The following is a 21,159-nucleotide window of genomic DNA, read 5'->3' as shown; positions in this document are numbered from 1 at the left end:
GCTGTTGAATAGGTACTGATAAATGGATTACCGCTCGCCCGCTGCCCAGCGCGTCAGCTCGTCAGCGGCCAACTCCCCGTCGATGCACGCAAGCACCCGCTCGCCCATCAACGTGGAAAACTTGAACATCTGACCGTCGCAATTCGTGACGACCACGGCCTGGCCATCCTGCTGCACACGGAATTTGCTCGACGCGTCCTTGACGTAATAACCGACGGCCATGCGAACCGGTCGGTACGCCGATGCATCGCGCAGGTAAGGGGCGAAGTGGGCAATGACCTCGTAGCCTTCCTGGACATCGGCCTTGAACCCTGTGAGCGCTGGCGTACCGGCGCGGCGGTGCAATCCGGAGCCGAATTTGAGGCCGGTCCCGCCCGCGGGTGCCAAGGCGTAGTTGTCGCCAATGCCAAGGTCGGTGAGGCAGGGACCGTTGGCCCAATCCGCCAGGTACTGTTGCGGTGCATCGACATAGCACACCGCCTGGCGCCAGATCGGCAGATCGTCGAGCTGCGGCATCAAGCCCGGAAGCCAGGCCCCCGCCGCGACCACCACCGCATCGCCCTGGAGCACGTCGCCGTTATCGAGGGTCACTCGACTGCCGAGGGTGTCGATGTGAGCCACTTTGCTCTGCGAACGAAGTTCGCCGCCCTGCCCTCGCACCCAGGCCAGCAGGCTGTCGACGATGCGGTCGGCGAACAGCACGCCACCGTCGGCCTGATACAGGCCCTGAGCCGATGCCGGAAGCGTGAGTTGCGGACACAGCCGCTCCGCCGCGGCACCGTCCATCAATTCGTGGGATATCCCCAGGCGCTTGAACGTCGGCACGGTCAGCTGGATTTCGTCGTTGGCCTCAAGGGACACGCCGAAGGTGCCTGTGGCCACGAAGTGACGCTCGCCAATGTCCTGCCAGAGTCGGTCCCAGGCGCCAAAAGCCTCGCCGACCATCCGCGTATAGCCTTCAGCGTCACCGTATTGGTAACGGATCATCCGGTGCTGGTCATAGGACGCCGACTGGGGATTGGGTAACGGACCCTGCTCCACAACGGTCACTCGATGACCGCGTTTCAGTGCGGCACGCGCGCAGGAAAGCCCGACGGCGCCAGCGCCGACGACGATGATGTGTTTCATGAAACGACCCTTGAGCAGAGCGCGACAGGCGTCGCGCGCACTAATGACATCCCGCGGACGCGGGAATCAGATCCGAATGTTGCGGGTGGCCTTGACGCCTCCCGACAAGTACTTCTCGAACTGGCGCACGAGCAGCATCGCCAGCAGATTGATCACCAGGTAAAACACCGAGGCGATCACAAAAATCTCGATGATGGCGAAGGTTTCGCTCATCAACCGTTTGGCGTATCCGGTGATCTCGAGCACCGTGATGGTCGACGCCAGGCTCGACTCCTTCACGACAATCGCGATCTCGTTGCCATACGCCGGCAAGGCCTGGCGCAGCGCAAGCGGAAAGCGAACCCGAAGCAGCGTGATCCACTTCGACATGCCGCAGGCTTGCGCGGCCTCTACCAGGCCGTGGGGTATCGACTGGAACGCTCCCCGAAAAATTTCGGAGGTGTAGGCCACGGTATTGAGCACCACGGTCAGGATCGCGCAGTTCAGACTGCTGCCCACCACCCACCAGAGCACCGGGTTGTGCCGCACGAACTCCAGCTGCCCCAACCCGTAGTAGAGAATGAACAGCTGCACCAACAGCGGCGTACCCCGAAAGAACGCGCTGAACGCCGAGCAACAGGCCACGACCCACCGCCTGCCGGACAACCGCAGCAGCGCCAGCAGAACCCCCAACGGCAGCCCCATCACCACGCCGAAGAACCCGATGAGCAAGGTCACCTGTGCCCCTTTGAGCAGAAAAGGAATGGCTTCCTGCAGCAACTCCATGTCCATCAGTGTGCCCCTCTGAATCCGCGATTCAGGCGCACTTCACACACCCGAAACAGTCGCTGGCTGAGCCAGGTGATCAACAGAAACACCAGACCGGCAATGAGGTAGAAAACCAGCGGGCTACGGGAGATGCCCGCCGCCAGCGCTGCCGTTCGCATCAACTCGCCCAGCCCGACCACCGACACCAGTGAGGTGTCCTTGATTGTCATCTGCCAGACGTTGTTGAGGCCCGACAACGCACCGCGCAACATCAGCGGCAAGACCACTCGCAGGTAAATGGCCCTGCGCGGCATCGCCAGTGATTTCGACGCCTCGATCAGCCCCTCCGGAATCGCCTGCAGTGCGCCACGCAGCACTTCCACCGAATAGGCACTGGAAATGATGCTGATGGCCAACACCCCCATCAGAAACGGATAGGCGCTGCGCAACGCCGACTGAAACCCGAAGAACGCACCGATCTTGTCGACGACCTGCACTGAGCCGAAGAAAATCAGGTAGATGATCAGCAACCCCGGAATGCTGCGCACCAGCATGGTGTAGGCCTCGACCAAGCGGCCCAGCGCATAGACCTCGCGCCAGCGCACGATCGCCAGTGGCAGCGCGACGATCAAGCCGACGCACATGCCCAGCAGCCCCAACCCCAAGGTCACGGCACTGCCTTTGAGCAGGGAAACCGCCCAGCCCTGCTCGAATAAAAACCGCCATATGTCAGTCATCAACCACCCGACTCATTCAATACTGCACGAACGCTGCTCTTGCCCCACACGCTGGCAAGAGCCACGGTGGCCGGTCTACTGCTTGCAGGCGATGGCGTAGTCTTCGTCAAACCACTTCTGGCTGATCGCCGTGAGTTCGCCTTTTTTCGACAGTGCGCATAGGGCCGTGTCGACCTTCGCCTGCAACGCGGTATTGCCTTTACGGATCCCGACGCCCATGCCGTAGCCCAGCACGGTCGGGTCATCTGCTTGTCGCACGGCGACCTTCACGCGGGTGAACTTCGCACCGCCCGGCGTCTTGAAGAAGTCCGTCCAGGTGGGCGAATCGCTGTAAGCGGAATCAATGCGTCCGGCCTCAAGATCGGCCAGCATCTGGGTCGTCGCGTCGTAGGTCTTCACCTCGGACTTGGGCAGATGCTTCTGCACGTATTTGGCGTAGGTGGTGCCGTTGACCACACCCACCGTTTTGCCGTCGAGCTGCTTCTCGATTTCAGAGATCGAGCCCAGCGCGGCAATCGGCGAATCCTTGGCGATCACGTAATACTGCGGCACACCGCCGTACGGGATGGAGTAATCGATCTGCTTCTTGCGCGCTTCGGTGATGCCCAGGCCCGACACGATGACATCGAATCGATCCGTGCTCAGCGAGGGAATGAGCGTGCTGAACGACTGGACCACAAAGCGGCATTTGACTTTCATTTCACTGCACACCGCATTGGCAATGTCGGCGTCGTAGCCGGTCACATTCCCGTTGACGTCAGCCATGCTGTAAGGCGGGGCATCGCCCTCGGTGCCTACCGTCAATGTATCTTCCGCCGCGTTGACGACCGAGGTCATGGTGATCAACGCAGAGCCACAAACGAACGCGAGCAATGTCTTCTTCATCGAGAGATACCTAAGGTCAGTTCAGTGACGGCAGTGATTCAATGTTGCGCAAGGAATTTCCTGACGCGTTCGGACTTGGAGTTATTGAAGACCTCTTCCGGGGTGCCGTCGTCCTCGATGCCCCCTTGGTGCAGGAAGATGATGCGGCTGGAGACTTCCCGTGCAAAACGCATCTCGTGGGTCACCAGCAAAATCGTATTGCCCTCATCCGCGAGCTGGCGGATGACCCGCAACACTTCACCCACCAGTTCAGGGTCAAGCGCGGAGGTGGGCTCGTCGAACAACATGATGCCGGGCTTCATCGCCAACACCCGTGCGATGGCGACACGTTGCTGCTGTCCTCCCGACAGCGCCGACGGATAGGCTGAACACTTCTCGGCCATGCCAACCCGGGTCAGCACGTCGAGCGCCCTCTCCCGAGCCTCGTCACGTCGCAACTTCTTCACCCAGACCAACGCCTCGGTGACGTTCTCAAGCACCGTGCGGTGCGGCCACAGGTTGAAGCTTTGAAAGACCATGCCCAGTTCGGCACGAAACGCATCCACCAGGCGAGGATTGCTCAAGTGCACACTGCCGTCGCTGCGGGTTTCGATGTGCAGATCACGGCCGTTGACTTCGATGGCGCCGGAGGTCGGCATTTCGAGAAAATTCAGGCAGCGCAGAAACGTGCTTTTTCCCGACCCCGAGGAGCCTATCAGCGAGATCACCTCTCCCTGACGGACCTTCAGATCAATACCTTTGAGCACCGCGGTATCGCCAAATTGCTTGTGCAGCGCATCGACTCTGAGCACAACGGGTGATGTCTGCGTGTTCAAATCGATGCTCCAGTTCAAGTGGATCGGCGGGTGGGCGTGCCCTCAATCTGGAACGTGGCGACCATACTGTCAAATGCGATAAATATTGCCGTGCATAACCAAATGTTATTCACAATGGACTTCTGCACACTGGGAACCATCGGCTACTCTAGGGCGAACTCAAGCCGCCTCAGGGGATCATGACCGTGGAACTGGACAGAATCGATGCAAGGCTGCTTGCCGAACTGCAACACAACAACCGCGTGTCCAGCGAAGAACTGGGCGAGCTGGTCGGCCTGTCCAGCACCGGCATTCAGCGCCGTCTCAAGCGGCTTCGCAGTTCGGGGATCATCGAGGCTGACATTGCCGTGGTGTCGCCCAAAGCCGTCGGGCGCGACGTGATGATGCTGGTGATGGTCTCGCTCGAACGCGAGCGGGCCGACATCATCGACACCTTCAAACATTCGATCCGCACGACCCCGGAAATCATGAGCGGCTACTACGTCACCGGCGATGCCGACTTCGTGCTGGTGGTGACGACGCGCAACATGGAGGAGTACGAGCAATTCACCCGGCAGTTCTTCTACAACAACCCGAACATCAAGGGCTTCAAGACCATGGTGGTCATGGACCGGGTCAAGGCAGGTTTCAGCATCCCGATACCGGGCGCCGTTGAAGTCAAATAGCGCTGCGCCCATCCTGATTTCCCTGTAGAGACGAATTTAATCCCTGAGCCGCAGTAAAGCTGCGTGGTTTTCCGTTATTCGCAGTATTGCTGCGCCAGTAACTGCCGTTACGCAGCCTTGCCTCTAGGGCCCGTCCGTAAAATGAGTCATCAGCCCGTCATCGACGATGAGACTCTGCACATGAACCACCTTGCCCCACTCGCGCTTGAGCAACTGCGCCGTCCGGATTTGCTGGAGACCCGCGCCTACATCAATGGAACATGGGTCGAGGGCGAGTCGCGCCTCCCCGTGACCGACCCGGCCACCGGCGCCGTGATCGCCCACGTCGCCCATTGCACTGTCCAGTGGCTGGACACCGCCATTGATGCCGCCAGCGAAGCGTTCCTGACCTGGCGGGATTTGCGCCCGGCACAGCGTGGTGCACTGCTGCGACGCTGGGCAGCCTTGTGCCGGGAGCACGCCCATGACCTGGCCATCCTGATGACCGTCGAGCAAGGCAAGCCGCTCAACGAGTCGCTGGGGGAAATCGAATACGGGGCCGGCTTTCTGGACTGGTTCGCCGCCGAGGGCGAGCGCAGCTACGGCGAGTCGATCCCCAGTCATTTGCCAGGCAGCCAGCTCAGTACGCGGATGCAGCCTATTGGTGTCACGGCGGCGATCACCCCGTGGAATTTTCCCCACGCCATGATCACCCGCAAGGCCGCCGCTGCCCTCGCCGCCGGGTGCAGCATGATCGTCAAGCCTGCTCCAGAAACGCCGCTTTCAGCGCTGGCACTGGCCAGGCTGGCCGAGGAAGCCGGCCTGCCGGCTGGCGTATTCCAAGTGGTGACCGGGGATGCACCGACGCTCAGCGCACGGCTGATGGAGCGCCCGGAAGTGCGTGCATTCAGCTTCACCGGCTCCACCCAGATAGGCCGGCTGCTGCTGAAGCAGTCGGCGCAGACGCTGAAAAAGGTCTCGCTGGAACTGGGCGGGCATGCGCCCTTCATCGTCTTCGACGACGCCTCGCTGGAAGAAGCGGTGGCCGGTTGCATCGGCGCGAAGTTCGCCACCTCCGGGCAGGATTGCCTGGCAGCCAATCGCATCTATATTCAACGGGCGCTGTACGAGCCCTTCGTAGCGGCCTTCAGTGAAGCGACGCGCCAGCTGAAAGTTGGCCATGGCCTGGAAGACGGCGTGGACATCGGGCCGATGACGCGTGTGTCGGTGGCCAACAAATGCCGTGACCAGATTGGCAACGCCCTGGCGCTGGGCGCACGACTGACCGCCGGCGGCTTGAACAGCGCCCTTGGCAGTTCATTCGTCACCCCGACCGTTCTGGCGGACGTGACCGACGACATGGACATCGCGGTGGAGGAAACCTTTGGCCCGGTCGCCGCCCTTCTGCCCTTCGACAGCGAAGACGAAGTCCTGCGCCGCGCGAACAACAGCGAATACGGCCTCGCCGCTTACGTCTACACCAACGACACCCGCCGCGCAGCCCGCGTCTCGGACCGGCTGGAGTTCGGCATGGTCGCCCTCAATACCGCACGCTTCACAGGGCCGCCGATTCCGTTTGGCGGCTGGAAACAATCAGGCTTGGGGCGGGAAGGTTCTCGTCACGGCCTGGCTGAATACATGGAACTCAAATACGTCTGCGTCGGCAGCCTCTAACCCCGCTTGGAGTATTCATCATGGATAAACACACTCAGGACCAGATCAGCGCACTCGACCGTGCGTCCGTACTGCATCCATTCACCCAACTGAAGGATTTCGCCAGCGGCAAGGCCGGGGACCCGACCATCATCGAAACCGGCAAAGGCATCCGCATCACCGACGCCACCGGGCGCGAGTACATCGACGGTTTTGCCGGGCTGTACTGCATGAACGTCGGCTACGGCCGCACCGAGGTCGCCGATGCGATTTCCCGCCAGGCGCACAAACTGGCCTACTACCACTCCTACGCCGCCCACACCACGGAAGACCTGGCACGTTTGTCTGACCGTCTGGTGCGCATGGCGCCGGGCAAGATGAGCAAAGTGTTCTATGGCATGTCCGGTTCGGACGCCAACGAAACCCAAGCCAAGCTGGTCTGGTATTACAACAACCTGCGCGGCCTGCCGAAGAAGAAAAAAATCATCAGCCGCGAGCGCGGATACCATGGTTGCTCGGTCATCGCCGGGTCCATGACCGGTATGAGCTTCTATCACGACCATATGGACCTGCCGGTTTCCGGCATTCTTCAGACCGGCGTGCCACACCATTACTGGGGTGCGGAACCTGGCGAAAGCGAGGAGCAGTTTTCAGCCCGCCGCGCCGAAGAACTCGAAGCCCTGATCCTGCGCGAAGACCCGGACACCATCGGCGCGTTCATCGCTGAACCGGTCCTCGGCACGGGGGGTATCACGCCGCCGCCAGCCGGGTACTGGGCAGCGATTCAACCGATCCTGAAAAAATACGACATTCTGCTGATCGCGGACGAAGTCATCACCGGTTTTGGCCGCACGGGCGCCCTGTTCGGTTGTGACAAATACGGCATCGAACCGGACCTCATCACCGTCGCCAAAGGCCTGACCTCGGCTTACGTTCCGCTGTCCGCCGCCATCGTCGGTGAGAAGGTCTACAAGGTGCTGGAAGACGGTGCGGATCGAGTCGGCGCCTTCTCCCACGGCTACACCTACTCCGGTCACCCACTGGGCGTCGCCGCGGCAAATGCCGTGCTGGACATCGTCGAGCGCGAAGACATTCCGGGCAATGCGCACCGGGTGGGCAGCTACTTCCAGCAGAGCCTGAAAGAGACGTTCGCCGGTTTGCCGATCGTCGGTGAAGTGCGCGGCGTCGGCCTGATGGCGGCGATCGAATTCGTTGCCGACCCTGCCACCAAAACCCGCTTCGATCCGGCCCTCAAGGTCGGTGCCCGCGTCTCCAAGGCCGCCCGCGACCTGAACCTGATAGCCCGTGCCATGCCTCACGGCGACATCCTGGGTTTCGCACCTCCGCTGGTGACCACCCAAAGCGAAATCGATGAAATCGTCGGCCTGGCGCACAAAGCAGTGCTGAGTGTGATGGACGAATTGAAGGTTTAAATTCCGCGCCCCATCAAGCCCTGAGAACGTGGGTTCTCAGGGCTTTTTTATGGGCGTTTCAATGTCCGGAATCCGGAAGGTCTGCGTCATTTTATTTGCCCCAATGCGTTGCACTATGGCCGTGAGCCGGGTGATGCGTGAATCACATGATTACCGTCATCCATGCGCTTTAGACACCACTCACAGTTGCTCCACGCCTACAGCACCGCTCACAGCGCGTTGAGTGAATAAAGGCAGTACCCCGCTTACTTTTCCAGGAGCCTTATCATGAAAGCCATCGTGTACGATCAGCCAGGATTGCCCATCGACAGCCCAACTTCGTTGTATGACATCGAACTTGCGACACCGGTGCCTGGCCCACATGACCTGCTGGTTAAAATCGAGGCGATCTCTGTCAACCCGGTCGATAGCAAGTTGCGCAACAGCATGCCAACGGCCTCGCCGCGCATCCTGGGTTGGGACGCTGCCGGAACGGTCGAGGCCGTAGGGACCGAGGTCAGCGCGTTCAAAGTGGGCGACAAGGTCTGGTACGCCGGCGACATCACCCGCCCGGGAAGCTATGCCGAATATGGGCTGGTGGATGAACGCATCGCCGGTCATCGCCCTTCCTCCCTCGACGTCGCAGATGCCGCCGCGCTCCCGCTGACGACCATCACTGCCTGGGAATTGCTGTTTGACCGTCTTGGCGTGAAGGAAGGCGCAGGTCACGGTGAGACGCTGCTGATCATTGGCGCAGGGGGTGGAGTGGGTTCGATCCTGGTTCAGCTCGCCCGCAAGCTGACGGCATTGACGGTCATCGGCACCGCATCCCGAACGGAAACCAAAGACTGGGTCACGGCACTGGGCGCTCACCACGTCATCGACCATGGCCAGCCGCTTCAGGCTCAGCTGAGCGATCTGGGTCACAAGGAAGTCGATCATGTCATCAGCCTGACTCACACCGATACGTACTACGAGCAGATCGTTGCCCTGCTCAAACCCGAAGGTCAACTTGCCCTGATTGACGACCCCGCCACGCTGGATGCGATGCCCCTCAAGCGCAAATCCATCTCGCTGCACTGGGAGTTCATGTTCACCCGCTCCATGTACCGCAGTCCTGCCATGATTAAACAGCACGCATTGCTGAACCGTGTGGCTGAACTGATCGATTCAGGCGTTCTGCAAACCACCACCGGCGCGCATTTGGGTGCGATAAACGCCGAGAATCTCCGCCGCGCCCACGTGTTGATCGAAAGCCACAGCGCGAGGGGCAAGATCGTGCTGGAAGGGTTCTAGTACACCCGCCGCTTGACGTGTCTGTCCGGTGGAAACGGTTTTCATATCGCGCACAGCGTCGCTTCTGCCCGAAGGAAGCCGGTGTCATACCCGGCACAGATTCGTCGTGGGAGCGCGCTTGCTCTGGGCCGCACTCGGACGATCTGCCGGGCACCGGCAGCAGAACCGATGGATGCTGTGTGTCAGGTAAACCGAGTCGCCGGATTTTGCTACCGATGCGCGGTAGATCGCGGGCAAGGTGGAACGCCACCCCGGTCGCTCCTACGGCCTCCGGCCAGAATCAAAAGCCGCAGACCTCCTCAATGCGCTTCTGCCCAGAGCGCAATCATGTCAGGCACCGTCTTGCTTCTGCCCGCAGGGCGTAGGAGCGCGCTTGCCCGCGATCTGCCGGGAACCGGCAGCAAAACCGGTGGATGCGGAGTGTCAGGCCTCATCGAGTCGCCTGATTGCGCTACCGCTGCGCGGTAGATCGCGGGACAAGCCGCGCTCCTACGGCCTCCGGCCAGAATCAAAAGCCGCAGACCTCCTCAATGCGCTTCTGTCCAGAGCGCAATCATGTCAGGCACCGTCTTGCTTCTGCCCGCAGGGCGTAGGAGCGCGCTTGCCCGCGATCTGCCGGGAACCGGCAGCAGAACCGATGGATGCTGTGTGTCAGGTAAACCGAGTCGCCGGATTTTGCTACCGATGCGCGGTAGATCGCGGGCAAGGTGGAACGCCACCCCGGTCGCTCCTACGGCCTCCGGCCAGAATCAAAAGCCGCAGACCTCCTCAATGCGCTTCTGTCCAGAGCGCAATCATGTCAGGCACCGTCTTGCTTCTGCCCGCAGGGCGTAGGAGCGCGCTTGCCCGCGATCTGCCGGGAACCGGCAGCAGAACCGATGGATGCTGTGTGTCAGGTAAACCGAGTCGCCGGATTTTGCTACCGATGCGCGGTAGATCGCGGGCAAGGTGGAACGCCACCCCGGTCGCTCCTACGGCCTCCGGCCAGAATCAAAAGCCGCAGACCTCCTCAATGCGCTTCTGTCCAGAGCGCAATCATGTCAGGCACCGTCTTGCTTCTGCCCGCAGGGCGTAGGAGCGCGCTTGCCCGCGATCTGCCGGGAACCGGCAGCAAACCCGGCTGATGCGGTCTCTCTGACACACCGAGTTGCCTGACTCTACTGCCGCTGCGCGGCAGATCGCGGGACAAGCCGCGCTCCTACGGCCTCCGGCCAGAATCAAAAGCCTCGAATCCCCCCCCAACATCGCTTCTGCCTGAAGGAACCCGACGTCATACCCCGCACAGCCTCGTCGTAGGTAGGAGCGTGGCTTGTCCCGCGATCTGCCGGGAACCGGCAGCAGAACCGGTGGATGCGGAGTGTCAGGCCTCATCGAGTCGCCTGATTGTGCTACCGCTGTGCGGCAGAACGTGAAATGCGGCCCTGACACAAGCCGCGCTCCTTCAACGCTGCCGAGGCAGCGTTCAGCCCTTCGAAACGATTTGCTCGATACAGTCAATGATCACTTGGGCGTTATAGGGCTTGGCCAGGAAACACACCGCGCCCGCCGTCACCGCACGTGTGCGAACGGATTCTTTTGGGTAAGCCGTGATGAAGATAATCGGAATGTGGCGTTCGGTTTCAGCCAGTTTCCGCTGCAGATCCAGTCCATCCATGCCTGGCATTTGCACATCGGATATCAAGCAATCGGTGTTATCGATGTCTGTAGAGGCGAGAAATTCTTCGGCAGAAGAAAACAGGCAAGGCCGGTAGCCTAAAGAGCGCACCAGACTGCCAAGGGCCATTCGGCATGATTTATCGTCATCGACGATAGCGATACAGGGGGCGTTATTCACGTTATTTTTCCTGGGCTCACGAAGACACGGATTAAATGCAGCGTGCGCCCGTCATTGACGTCCACTCTAGCGAATACAGTGTGCGGGGAAGTACCCACCCCTCGTGTTCATCCGCTTGTTCTCGGTGATGAAGTGCAGACTTGATTGGAATTTAATGGAGTACTGACCAGGGCCCGCCGTTGAGCCTGTCGTCAGGTTTAACAGGACGCGGCGACATCCACCAAGTGCGTGACCTCACCGCAGTTCTGCGATTGCCAGCGCCGTGGGCTTACACCTTTCAACTGCCTGAATACGCGCGTGAAGTAAGACTGGTCCGAAAATCCGCATTCTTGCGCCACTCGGCTGATGGGCACTCGCCCTGTTCTCAGCAGCGCTTCGGCGCGGCGTATTTTTTCCTGGCGAAGCCAGTCGTGCGGAGCCAACCCAGTGGCATTCTTGAACGCCCGCGAGAAATGGCTTCTGGAGATCGCACACTCATTCGCCACGCGCTCAATCGAACAGCCTTGGTCCATGAGCTCTATCATCAACGCCTTGGCTCTTTTGACCCGCCAGGGAGCCAGGTTTTCCTGGGTGCGCTTTGGCGACTGTTGATCATCAACCTCGGCTTGAGGCTCGGTCCGGTCATATTCATTGCAAAAACGTGAGGAGAAGCCAGGCTCTTCAATCAAGCCGGCCGCACTGGCCGAAGAACCGTCGTCGTAAAGGCGGGTATCGAAAAACAGGCTCCCAGGATCGGCGGGGTTTGCCTTCCCGCTTTTGAGGAGCGCGCCTCCAGAGTAAGACTCCATCGATCGCTCGAGTCGAGTCAGTTTGATGCCCGGTAACATGACCACACGAATATCCTCTGCATCGGATGAAATGGACGATACGGCCCCTGAAGCTTCTTTGCCCGCCTTCACAAAGCGCCGCGGGAACACCACCACGAATGGCCGCGCGCCTATCAGGAGAGCTGCAGTTGATGACCCGCCATGACGACGTCTGCGATGGAGTTGGCGTGCAATTTTCGCATCATGTTGGCGCGGTGAAGCTTTACCGTGATCTCACTGACCACAAGGTCGCTCGCGATCTGCTTGTTCAATAATCCTTTGACGACCCCGACCATGACTTGCCGTTCTCTGGGCGTCAGGCATTCGAACCGTTTGCGCAGAGAATCAAGGGCACGTTGTTTTTCCAGATACGCTTGATAGGCCGCCACCGCTTCGGTCACGGCATCAATCAAATCCTGAGATCGAAAGGGCTTGGTCAAGAAGTTCGCGGCGCCTGCTTTCATGGCACGCACCGACATGGGGATATCCCCATGCCCCGTCATGAAAACGATGGGCAGATGATTGCCGGATTCCGAGAGTCGTTGCTGCAGGTCAAATCCACTGTAGCCCTGCAGCCTGACGTCCAGCACGAGGCAGCCGGCCAAACCGGCCAACGGGTCCGCGAGCATTTCGTTCGGGCCCGAGAACGCCCTGACGTCGTAACCCACCGATTTGAGCAAACTCGTGACCGCGCCGCTGACCACCTGGTCGTCATCCACCACAAAAACGATGGGCGCACCCGTTGGGGTGGGCGGCGAAGACGTGAAGGTATGCATTCAGCCTCCTTACGACTGTCGGCGGTGACGCGCCAGGCAAAACCGGACGCGTTCAGCGCTACCCACTCGCAGAGTTCATGACCGGTGCGGTTAACCCACAGGAATCGGGTTATCCACCAACGACTGGTTGAACCCATGAATCAACGCGTGCTCCTGCGAACCCGGGTTGTCGCGCAATGGCCGGATGGCCTCGACGATCACCTCGGGCACGTCGGTCGCCAGGCCCAGCATGGTCTCCTCGATAAACGCATCGAGCGGCATCGCACGAGGATCATCGCCCTTGTGAACGAGATCGGTGTTGACCCAAGGCGGCGCGATTTCTTGCACCGTCACCGATGTGTCACGCAGCGTAAAACGCTGAGAAAGGGAGTAAGAATGCAGCGCCGCTTTGGTGGCCGAGTAAACCGCATTGCCAGCCAACGGCACGAAGGCCAGAACGGAGGTGTTATTGATGATCACGGCACGAGGCTGCGATTTCAGGTGTTCGATCAACGCCGAGGTCAGACGGATCGGCCCCATCAGATTGGTCGTGATCGTTCCGATCATCGTGGCATCGTCGATGTGCCCGGCGGCATCGTCGAACGGCATGATCCCCGCGTTGTTGATCAACACGTTCAGCGACGGGTAGCGGCTGATCAGCGTCTTGGCGACCTTATCGATACTTTCAGGATCATTGATGTCGAGCTCGAGCCCTTCCATTCCCGGATTGGCCGCGATGACCTCATCGAGTAACGCCTTGCGGCGGCCGGCGATAATGACCTTATTACCCAGTTTATGGAAAGCCTCTGCGAGACCACGGCCAATACCCGAGGCGCCACCGGTAATAAATAATGTGTTATTGGTCAGTTGCATGGGGATCAATCCTAACGTGGGAAGTTAATGACAACACTTCATGATGCGCCGGCCATAAGCGCCGGTTAAGCCGTCAGTCGCCTACAACTTATTTATCGCGTAAAACAGCGTAAAAGAAGCCGGGTTTATTACGGCGAACTGCAGCGTGTTGTCACTAACTCTGGCCCCACAAGACGACAGGGTCAATTCATACGAAAGGATAGGTCGCGTATCGAGACGATGTTGTTACCCGATATACACAGGCACCCGCTCGTCCCGATACTTCAATGGTTTTATACAACCGCGTCATCTACTCGGGCATCACGTCGTAGCGACTGTGGCGATACGCCTAGTTTGCGGATAAACACCTCACGCAGATGCCGTCTGTCTCGAAACCCTGTCTCCCTGGCGATGACTTCCAGCGGGTGGTGACCCCGCTGAATCATGTTCCTGGCGGTCTCAAGCCGGAGCTGCTCCACGGCTTTGGCAGGGGACATGCCGGTTTCCGCCAGGAAAATCCGCCTGAATTGCCGCTCGCTGAGGTGAACGACGCTGGCCAGGGCATCGGCACTCAAATCACCTCCAAGGTTGGCCCGCGCGTGGGCCAGTGCGGCCTGAATCCGGTCAGACTTGGGCGCTATCTTGAGCATTTCCGAGTGCTGGGACTGCCCGCCCGACCTGCGGTGATACATGACCAGCACACGAGCGACTTTATTGGCCAGTTCATGCCCCAGGTCATTCTCGACCATCCCCAGCACCAGATCCATGGCCGAAGAGAGCCCGGCTGACGTCCAGATGCTGCCGTCATTAATAAAGATCCGGTCGGGCTCGACATGGGTGTTTGGAAAGCGCTCCTTAAGAACGCCCGCATACGCCCAGTGCGTCGTGACACGCCGCCCCTCAAGCAATCCGGCCTCGGCAAGCACGAATGCGCCCGTGCACATTCCACCAACGCGCTGGGCGCGACCCGCGGCAGACTTGACGAAATCCAGTTCCTCGACCGTGCTGTCCCGGGCAAGGGGATCGACAATGCCTGACACCATCCACGTATCGGCCTGCGACTCGGAGGACGCTCGCTCGGTGTTGACCGACGCCCCGATCGATGAGGTGATGACCCCGCCGGTCAGGGAATAATTGGTGACCTTGTAGACCTGCTCCTTGGCGACGACGTTGGCGAACTCGAACACTGACTGGGTGCCCAGCGCCATGACCTGGAATCCTTCCGTCAAGAAGTAACCGATCTTGTGCATTTTCTCTCCGTCCGGCGTCATGTCCGAAAACACGACCGTAAATGTCGTTTCAATTCCAGTCAACGCGATGCACGATGACGCTACTGGTCGCACGTCAAGAGAGGTCATGCAACGAAGGGGCTGGCAGGTCATCGGGGGATGATCACGGTTGTATCCTACGCCAAGCCGAACACTTAAGCCACGCTGTAACTCACTAACTTTAACGCCGCATCTGCACGACCTGTGCAGCTGTTAGAGTGTGCGCGACACACACTAAAGACCCGGCAACACCGAGCGCCTGAACAACTTACACAATAAGCACCAGAGTCCTAGTCAAGCCTTCCGCTTGATCGTTGTAATAGCAGTCACACGATAACGCCAGCGAGGCCAGCGCCCCCTGCGCTTAATCAGTCGGTATTTGACGCTTTCAATAACAAAGAGCAACCGCTATGACTGAACATTCCGTAAGTTTTCATGCACCCACTCAATATATAAACCTCAGTGGCAGGACGCTCGCTTACAGAACGTTTGGACAAGGCACACCGCTCGTACTTTGCGTCAGGTTTCGCGGAACAATGGAATCGTGGGACCCCGTATTTCTCGACGGCCTGGCGCAGCAGGGTTTCCAGGTCACGGTATTCGACTACAGCGGCCTGGGACGATCCACGGGTGAAAAAAGTTACAACCCGGGCGTGCTAGCGAAGGACACCATTGAGCTGATTACCGCGTTGGGATTAGGAAAGGTGGCCCTCGGCGGCTGGTCGATCGGGGGTGTCGCGGCGCAAATTGTCCTCGCCCAAGCGCCTCAACTCGTCAGCCATCTGGTGCTGATCGCAACAACGCCTCCAGGCAAGCTGGCCAAAATGGGCGAGCCGCTTTTTTACGAACTGGCCAAGCGCGAAAACGACTTCGAGGATTTCGTCAGTCTGTTCTTCGAGCCCGACTCAGCCTCCAGCAGAGCCGCCGCTGAGCGTTCGTGGGCGCGGCTTGCGTCGAACAGAGAAGACGCAAGCCCCGCCGTTCCTCACGAATGGGCGGGCGCGCAGCTGGGCGACGGGCCCAAGAATCCGGTGTTCCCGGTCGATGCCGTGCTCCATGTACTGAAAACGACGGACATTCCGGTCCTGCACCTTGGGGCCGATCACGATATCGCGTTCCCGGTGGAGAACTGGTACGCCCTCAGCGCTCAGCTACCCACCCTGCACATCGTGACCTTCCCCAGTTCCGGGCATGGCCCACAACTGCAGTACCCACGCACTGCGGCCAAACACATTGCGGCCTTCGTCGACGCTTCGAATGACTGATGCCTGAGCAATCGGGCCACCGTTCGAGCAACCGGACTGCTGGCCCCCTTTAACTTCCAGCAAGACGGCAACGGACTGCTTCTTCCTCGCACCTGCGAAGGAGATCCGACATGCAGAACCGTGGCCGATGCCGCTGGCGAATCACTGAACACAACCCTTGGCGCTCGGCTCTCGCGCGTTCAAGTCCTCTCGTGCACGCGATGAAAAGCCACGCCTTTGGCCCGCAAGCGTGTGCGGACGCCCAACAACACACCCTTGCATTCAGGTGACATATGACAACCCGCACGACTTACAGAGCAGTAGTGGCAACCGCACCCGGTCAACTTGAACTGGTGGAACGCCCGGTTCCAACACCCGGGCCCGGCCAGGTCCGCATTGAGGTTGAAGCCTGTGGCGTTTGCCATTCGGACAGCGCCACGGTTGAAGGTTTTGCAGGCGTCCCCTACCCCCGCGTGCCTGGGCATGAGGTCATTGGGCGCATCGACGCCGTGGGGGATGGCGTTCATGAATGGCGCGTTGGCCAGCGCGTCGGCGTGGGTTTTCTGGCGGGCGAAGACGGCACTTGCCCGTCCTGCCGCCAGGGTGACCCGGTCACTTGCCAGAACCCGGTGATCACCGGCATGACCACCGATGGCGGCTACGCCGAAATCATGCTCGCTGAAGCACGGGGGCTGGTGAAGGTGCCGGAAGACCTCGATGCTGCCCAAGCCGCTCCTCTGCTGTGTGCAGGCCTCACCACGTTCAACGCACTCCGTCACTCGGGTGCCCAAGCCGGTGATGTGGTGGCCATTCACGGCCTGGGCGGCCTGGGTCACTTGGGGGTGCAGTTCGCCCGCAAGATGGGTTTCCACACCGTGGCCATCGCGCGCGGGGCGAACAAGGCAGCACTGGCGTTATCCCTGGGGGCCCATCGGTACATCGACGCCACGGTAGAAGACGTCGCCGCCGTATTGCGCTCCATGGGCGGCGCACGCGTCGTGCTCGGCACCGCCCCGACCGCACAGGGCATGGCGCAGACCATCCCGGGCCTGTCGCCACGTGGTCAGCTGGTGGTGGTCGCCGTACCGGGCGAGCCTATCAGCGTCAACGCCACGGATCTGATCTTCGGCGCACGCTCCGTCGCCGGCGCACTCACCGGCACGGTGGCGGACAACGAGCAGACGCTCGCTTTCGCCAACCTTCAAGACATTCGCGCGCAGGTTGAAACCTTCCCCCTCGAACAGGCGCAAGAGGCCTACGACCGAATGATGCGCGCGGACGTTCGGCTGCGTGCGGTTCTGGTCATGAAACCGTCGTCACCTCAACACCCATGAGATAGCGGAAGTCGGCGTCCATGGGGAGACATCCCGGGCGCCGATTTCCACGGATGATTCCGAGGCCACTCAGGCCGTTATTTGAAAACCCGCTGACATTGAGATCTGGAGATTCACCATGGCACGTTTTACCTCTGTTCCCGCAGACCAAGCCACCGGCGCAACGGCAGACATCTACGCAGGCATCAAAAAATCGTTGGGCAAGGTCCCTAACGCCTACGCCACCCTCGCGACCCTGGCACCTGCTGCGCTCCAGGCGATGCTGGCGGCCGATAAAGTGCTGTCCGGCGGCCCTCTGAGCAAACCCGATCAGGAAACCATCAAGCTGGTGATCAGTGAACTGGCCGGCTGTGACTACTGCGTGGCGGCCCACAGCATGGTCGGCAAAATGGTCGGGCTCTCCGTTGAGGCCATGCACCGCATTCGTGAAGGCCAGGTGACCGGGGACGCCAAGCGAGACGCCCTCGTGGCGTTCGTTCGTCATCTGGCGCTCAACCCCGGCACACTTCCTGATGTTCAGGTGCAGGCGCTGCAGGAAGCCGGCTACAGCGGGGAAGAAGTCGTTCACATCGGACTGGCGATCTCCGTGATCACCTTTACCAACGTGTTCAATCGCATCAACGACACCACCGTCGATTTCCCCAAGCCCGAGTAACCGCCTGAGCGGCATCAGGCCTCAAGGACTCAGCCCATGAGTACGTTCCAGAACCTGCTATCGAACGATCCCGCCCTCGAGGCGGCATGCAGGGCATTCGCTATCCCGGACCGAGTACCCGCCACGGCGCAAGAAAGGGCCTTTCTCGACACGGCGACCTGCTCCCGGCTCAAGGTCGATGCGCAAGACATCGTGTATTGGACCCTCGGAAAGGGCCCCCGCGTTCTGCTCGTGCATGGCTGGTGCAGTCGCGGTTCGCACCTCATGGGCTTTGTAGAACCCTTGCTCGCGGCAGGGTTCTCTGTGGTCTTGTTCGATGCGCCCGCCCACGGTGACTCCGAGGGCGCTGTCTCGAGCATGATCCACGCCGGCAGGACTGCCTTGGCGCTTGCCCAGGTGCTCGGCGACTTACATTCCCTGATCAGTCATTCGGGTGGGTCGACGGCGGCGCTGTGGGCATTGGCAAACGGCCTGTCGGTGGAGAACAGCGTCCACATCTGTGGCCCTTGTTCCATGAAGCAGGTCGTGATCGGCAGCGCCCACGCCCACGGGCTCGATGACACACAAGCCAAGGCCTTTCAACGCTGGGCAGAAGCGTTCACACGCGTCAGCCTGGATTCTGCAGATCTTCCGGCGCTGACCGCCGGGCTCTCCCATCAGGGCTTGATTGTTCATGACACGGGTGACCGCGTCGTAAGCGTCACGCAGTCACAAGCACTGCAGAGTGCCTGGGCGAACTCAACGCTGCTTATCACAGAGGGGCTTGGGCATCGCAGGATTCTCAGCGACCCTCAGACCATCACCTCCATTGTCGGGTTTGTATCCATTGAGCATTAACGCCATACCCACTTTGAAAAAGGTGATCCCCCAGAAAGCCGACAGCCTATTGAGGGCGGCCGAATGACACCACCCATCTCGCCCGCCGAGGCCGATGTGTTCGAGCGTTTTCACGACGCCGTTTTCGTCCGCGACATGGAGGGGAAGATCCATTTCTGGAATTCGGCCTCTGCCGCGCTGTATGGATGGCCCTCACACACGGCGCTAGGCGCTCACGCCCGCACGTTGCTTCAATGCAAACATGAAGAGGAAAACTACGACGCCGTGCATGCCCGTTTGTTGAGCGACGGGTATTGGGAGGGAGAACTTTCACGTCTGACAGGCACAGGCTCCCGCCGGCTGGTGAACGCCCGCTGGTCACTGCGCAGAGACGCGGCGGGTCATCCCGTGGGTGTTCTGGAGACCGGCTATGACATTTCTTTGGCAAAAGAGACAGAGCTGCATCTGAAGGCCACCGAATACCGTTACCGTAATCTGTTCCAGGCCATGGCCGCCTCATTCTGGGAGCTTGATTTCACGGCGGTCGGACCCAAAATCCGCGCGCTACTCGACGCCGGTGTTCGCGATCTCGAAGCATACTTCCTGGCGCACCCTGAAGTCGTTCGCGACTTCATGCAAAACACCCAGGTGGTCGATTTGAACGATCACAGCGTCCGGCTGTTCGGCCGCGGCGACCGCACCGAGATGCTAGGCACCATCGATCGTTACTGGCCTGATGAGAGCATTCAGGTTTACGCCCGCTGCGTCGTCAAGTCTCTAAGCGGGCTGCCCAACAACATTGAAGTCACGTGCCTGAGAACGCTCAAGGGGAAGGCGTTCGAATGCCTTTTCACTGCCTGCTTTTCCAAAGAGAACATCGCCCGCGGCGTTATCTTGATTGGCATTATTGACCTGTCGGAACTGGCCGAGGCACGCCACGCGCTCGAAATCATGCAAACCGAACTGGCGCATGTGGCACGCATTTCTATACTCGGCGAATTGAGCGCGTCCATCACCCACGAGATCAACCAGCCACTGACCTCGATTTCGACCTATGCGCAAGCTGGGCTGCGCTGGTTGCGACGCCCGGAACCCGATCTGCGAGAGGTCGAAAACGCGCTGTTGCAGATCGTTGATGAAGCTCAGCGCACCGACGATGTGATCACGCGTATTCGCAGCATGGCACTGCGCCGGCCTGTTCAAGAAACGGATCTGGCGTTGAATGAAGTGATTCAGGATTCACTTCAGTTCACTGACCATGAGCTGCGCAAGAATTCGGTACGGCTCACGACGGATCTGGCGATATCATTACCGCCAGTTCGCGCTGACCGGGTGCTGATGCAGCAAGTGATCGTCAATCTGGTCATGAACGCCGCACAAGCCATGGCCTGCGCGAATTCACCGACCCGCGAGTTGATCGTCAGGAGCGAAGTGCTCGCTGACAACGAAGTCCGGCTCGAGGTACTGGACAGTGGACCCGGCATCGCGCCCGGGCTCGAAGGGAAACTGTTTGACAGCTTCTTTACCACCAAAGCCACAGGAATGGGGATGGGGCTGCCTATCTGTCGGTCGATCATCGAGGCCGCAGGGGGGCTGATCCAACTTGCAAACAGGGATGACGGCAAGGGGGGCGCCAAGGTAGCCTTCACATTGCCTGCGTTACCGCACTCGAGCGCTCTCGGTCGCGGGTTTCCACACGTTTCACCCTAAAAAAGACCGCCCTGGTCGATGACACGGGGCGAAGTCGAATAAACCAAGCTTTGCGCCCATGCCTGAGTCAGCGTTCCGGCATGGGCGTCTACCGTGATGAACGCCAGAGGTAGCGATGCAAAAATTAATGGTTAATGGCGTAGAGCATCAGCTGGATGTCCCCGATGACATGCCGCTGCTCTGGGTCTTGCGGGATGTGATGGGACTGACCGGCACCAAATACGGCTGTGGCATCGCCCAATGCGGCGTGTGCACGGTGCACCTGGACGGCCATGCAACGCGCTCATGCGTATTGCCCGTCAGTGCGGTGGCGGGCCGACAGGTCACGACCATCGAAAGCATCGGTGAGCAGCCTGTCGGCCAGGCCGTGCAGAAAGCCTGGCTGGAGCATGAGGTCGTGCAATGCGGTTACTGCCAGTCGGGACAGATCATGTCCGCGGTCGCGCTGTTGACCGAACACCCCAAGGCCAGCGATGAGCAGATCGTCGATGCGATGTCCGGCAACCTGTGCCGTTGCGCAACGTACACGCGCATCCGCGCGGCCATCAAAAGCGTCAGCCAGGCGTGA

Annotated in this window: 20 protein-coding genes; 10 read left to right on the top strand and 10 right to left on the bottom strand. The window is 60.2% G+C overall.

The features are described 5' to 3' along the window. Positions 1–27: 27 nt before the first annotated feature. From AB4N84_RS21720 to AB4N84_RS21700, 5 genes are all read right to left on the bottom strand, one after another. Positions 28–1,128 (bottom strand): NAD(P)/FAD-dependent oxidoreductase, encoded by a 1,101-nt coding sequence (locus AB4N84_RS21720; RefSeq protein ID WP_460043113.1) that lies wholly within the window; start codon positions 1,126–1,128, stop codon positions 28–30. Between the two features lie 66 nt (positions 1,129–1,194). Further along, on the bottom strand, positions 1,195–1,899 hold the full coding sequence (locus AB4N84_RS21715) for an ABC transporter permease (RefSeq protein WP_460043112.1): 705 nt from the start codon (positions 1,897–1,899) through the stop codon (positions 1,195–1,197). After that, entirely contained in the window at positions 1,899–2,612 is a 714-nt protein-coding gene (locus AB4N84_RS21710) for an ABC transporter permease (RefSeq protein WP_460043111.1), read from the bottom strand. The genes AB4N84_RS21715 and AB4N84_RS21710 overlap by 1 nt, the downstream gene beginning before the upstream one ends. A gap of 75 nt (positions 2,613–2,687) precedes the next feature. Further along, positions 2,688–3,497, bottom strand: a complete 810-nt coding sequence (locus AB4N84_RS21705; RefSeq protein WP_460043110.1) for a transporter substrate-binding domain-containing protein — start codon at positions 3,495–3,497, stop codon at positions 2,688–2,690. 38 nt (positions 3,498–3,535) lie between these two features. Continuing rightward, positions 3,536–4,312 carry an amino acid ABC transporter ATP-binding protein gene (locus AB4N84_RS21700; RefSeq protein WP_074749569.1) on the bottom strand — a complete coding sequence of 259 codons (777 nt, stop codon included), beginning with the start codon at positions 4,310–4,312 and terminating at the stop codon, positions 3,536–3,538. Positions 4,313–4,497: 185 nt separating this feature from the next. Between AB4N84_RS21700 and AB4N84_RS21695 the strand changes: the two genes are divergently transcribed. The 4 genes from AB4N84_RS21695 to AB4N84_RS21680 all read left to right on the top strand — a co-directional run bounded on the left by AB4N84_RS21695 (position 4,498) and on the right by AB4N84_RS21680 (position 9,317). Then, positions 4,498–4,977, top strand: coding sequence for an Lrp/AsnC family transcriptional regulator (locus AB4N84_RS21695; RefSeq protein ID WP_460043109.1), 480 nt, complete (start codon positions 4,498–4,500; stop codon positions 4,975–4,977). Between the two features lie 180 nt (positions 4,978–5,157). After that, positions 5,158–6,630, top strand: a complete 1,473-nt coding sequence (locus tag AB4N84_RS21690) for an NAD-dependent succinate-semialdehyde dehydrogenase (RefSeq protein WP_460043107.1) — start codon at positions 5,158–5,160, stop codon at positions 6,628–6,630. Between the two features lie 20 nt (positions 6,631–6,650). After that, complete coding sequence (locus AB4N84_RS21685) at positions 6,651–8,042, top strand: aminotransferase (protein WP_460043106.1); 1,392 nt, start codon at positions 6,651–6,653, stop codon at positions 8,040–8,042. 267 nt (positions 8,043–8,309) lie between these two features. After that, positions 8,310–9,317: a zinc-binding alcohol dehydrogenase family protein gene (locus tag AB4N84_RS21680; protein ID WP_460043105.1), complete on the top strand. Its 1,008-nt coding sequence runs from the start codon at positions 8,310–8,312 to the stop codon at positions 9,315–9,317. 1,462 nt (positions 9,318–10,779) lie between these two features. Here the strand turns inward: AB4N84_RS21680 and AB4N84_RS21675 are convergent. The 5 genes from AB4N84_RS21675 to AB4N84_RS21655 all read right to left on the bottom strand — a co-directional run bounded on the left by AB4N84_RS21675 (position 10,780) and on the right by AB4N84_RS21655 (position 14,814). Then, positions 10,780–11,151: a response regulator transcription factor gene (locus AB4N84_RS21675; protein WP_074749565.1), complete on the bottom strand. Its 372-nt coding sequence runs from the start codon at positions 11,149–11,151 to the stop codon at positions 10,780–10,782. Positions 11,152–11,348: 197 nt separating this feature from the next. Then, the gene (locus tag AB4N84_RS21670; protein WP_460043103.1) at positions 11,349–12,074 is read right to left on the bottom strand and encodes a helix-turn-helix domain-containing protein; all 726 of its coding nucleotides are present in this window, start codon (positions 12,072–12,074) and stop codon (positions 11,349–11,351) included. 17 nt (positions 12,075–12,091) lie between these two features. Next, the gene (locus tag AB4N84_RS21665; RefSeq protein WP_460043102.1) at positions 12,092–12,733 is read right to left on the bottom strand and encodes a response regulator transcription factor; all 642 of its coding nucleotides are present in this window, start codon (positions 12,731–12,733) and stop codon (positions 12,092–12,094) included. 90 nt (positions 12,734–12,823) lie between these two features. Beyond that, entirely contained in the window at positions 12,824–13,585 is a 762-nt protein-coding gene (locus AB4N84_RS21660; RefSeq protein WP_460043100.1) for an SDR family oxidoreductase, read from the bottom strand. Between the two features lie 272 nt (positions 13,586–13,857). Beyond that, positions 13,858–14,814, bottom strand: coding sequence for a GlxA family transcriptional regulator (locus AB4N84_RS21655; RefSeq protein ID WP_460043099.1), 957 nt, complete (start codon positions 14,812–14,814; stop codon positions 13,858–13,860). 554 nt (positions 14,815–15,368) lie between these two features. Here AB4N84_RS21655 and AB4N84_RS21650 point away from each other — a divergent pair. The 6 genes from AB4N84_RS21650 (at position 15,369) to AB4N84_RS21625 (ending at position 21,159) form a co-directional block, all read left to right on the top strand. Further along, positions 15,369–16,097 (top strand): alpha/beta fold hydrolase, encoded by a 729-nt coding sequence (locus AB4N84_RS21650; protein WP_460043098.1) that lies wholly within the window; start codon positions 15,369–15,371, stop codon positions 16,095–16,097. A gap of 302 nt (positions 16,098–16,399) precedes the next feature. Then, positions 16,400–17,410 carry an alcohol dehydrogenase catalytic domain-containing protein gene (locus AB4N84_RS21645; RefSeq protein ID WP_244165772.1) on the top strand — a complete coding sequence of 337 codons (1,011 nt, stop codon included), beginning with the start codon at positions 16,400–16,402 and terminating at the stop codon, positions 17,408–17,410. 118 nt (positions 17,411–17,528) lie between these two features. Further along, entirely contained in the window at positions 17,529–18,065 is a 537-nt protein-coding gene (locus AB4N84_RS21640; protein ID WP_460043097.1) for a carboxymuconolactone decarboxylase family protein, read from the top strand. Positions 18,066–18,101: 36 nt separating this feature from the next. Beyond that, positions 18,102–18,902 carry an alpha/beta fold hydrolase gene (locus AB4N84_RS21635; protein ID WP_460043096.1) on the top strand — a complete coding sequence of 267 codons (801 nt, stop codon included), beginning with the start codon at positions 18,102–18,104 and terminating at the stop codon, positions 18,900–18,902. 63 nt (positions 18,903–18,965) lie between these two features. Then, positions 18,966–20,591, top strand: coding sequence for a PAS domain-containing sensor histidine kinase (locus AB4N84_RS21630; protein ID WP_460043095.1), 1,626 nt, complete (start codon positions 18,966–18,968; stop codon positions 20,589–20,591). A gap of 115 nt (positions 20,592–20,706) precedes the next feature. Continuing rightward, positions 20,707–21,159, top strand: a complete 453-nt coding sequence (locus tag AB4N84_RS21625) for a (2Fe-2S)-binding protein (protein WP_460043094.1) — start codon at positions 20,707–20,709, stop codon at positions 21,157–21,159.

The organism is Pseudomonas sp. S2_H01 (assembly GCF_054668305.1).
Note: the sequence above shows the minus strand (reverse complement) of the source record. Positions and strands in the feature narration are given on the sequence as shown.

Bases quoted from the DNA above. Each gene is read 5' to 3' on its own strand.
- AB4N84_RS21715 (WP_460043112.1), bottom strand. From the start codon at position 1,899: ATGGACATGGAGTTGCTGCAGGAAGCCATTCCTTTTCTGCTCAAAGGG.
- AB4N84_RS21665 (WP_460043102.1), bottom strand. From the start codon at position 12,733: ATGCATACCTTCACGTCTTCGCCGCCCACCCCAACGGGTGCGCCCATC.
- AB4N84_RS21705 (WP_460043110.1), bottom strand. From the start codon at position 3,497: ATGAAGAAGACATTGCTCGCGTTCGTTTGTGGCTCTGCGTTGATCACC.
- AB4N84_RS21630 (WP_460043095.1), top strand. From the start codon at position 18,966: ATGACACCACCCATCTCGCCCGCCGAGGCCGATGTGTTCGAGCGTTTT.
- AB4N84_RS21625 (WP_460043094.1), top strand. From the start codon at position 20,707: ATGCAAAAATTAATGGTTAATGGCGTAGAGCATCAGCTGGATGTCCCC.
- AB4N84_RS21640 (WP_460043097.1), top strand. From the start codon at position 17,529: ATGGCACGTTTTACCTCTGTTCCCGCAGACCAAGCCACCGGCGCAACG.
- AB4N84_RS21650 (WP_460043098.1), top strand. From the start codon at position 15,369: ATGGAATCGTGGGACCCCGTATTTCTCGACGGCCTGGCGCAGCAGGGT.
- AB4N84_RS21690 (WP_460043107.1), top strand. From the start codon at position 5,158: ATGAACCACCTTGCCCCACTCGCGCTTGAGCAACTGCGCCGTCCGGAT.
- AB4N84_RS21710 (WP_460043111.1), bottom strand. From the start codon at position 2,612: ATGACTGACATATGGCGGTTTTTATTCGAGCAGGGCTGGGCGGTTTCC.
- AB4N84_RS21680 (WP_460043105.1), top strand. From the start codon at position 8,310: ATGAAAGCCATCGTGTACGATCAGCCAGGATTGCCCATCGACAGCCCA.
- AB4N84_RS21720 (WP_460043113.1), bottom strand. From the start codon at position 1,128: ATGAAACACATCATCGTCGTCGGCGCTGGCGCCGTCGGGCTTTCCTGC.
- AB4N84_RS21660 (WP_460043100.1), bottom strand. From the start codon at position 13,585: ATGCAACTGACCAATAACACATTATTTATTACCGGTGGCGCCTCGGGT.
- AB4N84_RS21685 (WP_460043106.1), top strand. From the start codon at position 6,651: ATGGATAAACACACTCAGGACCAGATCAGCGCACTCGACCGTGCGTCC.
- AB4N84_RS21655 (WP_460043099.1), bottom strand. From the start codon at position 14,814: ATGCACAAGATCGGTTACTTCTTGACGGAAGGATTCCAGGTCATGGCG.
- AB4N84_RS21635 (WP_460043096.1), top strand. From the start codon at position 18,102: ATGAGTACGTTCCAGAACCTGCTATCGAACGATCCCGCCCTCGAGGCG.